This is a genomic window from Neisseria sp. P0019.S002 (genome assembly GCF_051957155.1).
Lineage (GTDB): Bacteria > Pseudomonadota > Gammaproteobacteria > Burkholderiales > Neisseriaceae > Neisseria > Neisseria perflava.
In genome coordinates this window covers 1-466 of record NZ_JBQCWS010000103.1, presented here as the reverse complement: position 1 = coordinate 466, position 466 = coordinate 1, and the positions used below count along the sequence as shown (strand labels likewise).

Annotated in this window: 1 protein-coding gene; it reads left to right on the top strand. The window is 51.7% G+C overall.

Features of this window, described 5'->3' with window-relative positions; all coding sequences use genetic code 11:
• Nucleotides 1-466, top strand: a 466-nt coding sequence (locus tag ACTHTY_RS11790) for an LptF/LptG family permease (protein WP_440367815.1), incomplete at both ends; no start/stop codon positions are given.

The window sequence follows — 466 nt, the reverse complement described above, 5'->3', positions numbered from 1 at the left end:
CCTGCGGATTGGCATTGAAACAATGGATACGCCCGGTTATGCAGTTTGCCGTGCCGTTTGCCATTTTGATTGCCGTCATGCAGCTTTGGGTGATGCCGTGGGCAGAGTTGCGCAGCCGCGAATATGCCGAAATCCTCAAGCAGAAGCAGGAATTGTCTTTGGTGGAAGCCGGCGAGTTCAATAACTTGGGCAAGCGCAACGGCAGGGTTTATTTTGTCGAAACCTTCGATACCGAATCCGGCATCATGAAAAACCTGTTCCTGCGCGAACAGGACAAAAACGGCAACGACAACATCGTTTTTGCCAAAGAGGGCAATTTTTCGCTGACCGACAACAAACGCACGCTTGAATTGCGCGACGGCTACCGTTACAGCGGTACGCCCGGTAAAGCCGATTACAACCGCGTTTCTTTCCAACACCTCAGCCTGATTATCAGCACCACGCCCAAACTTATCGACCCTGTTTC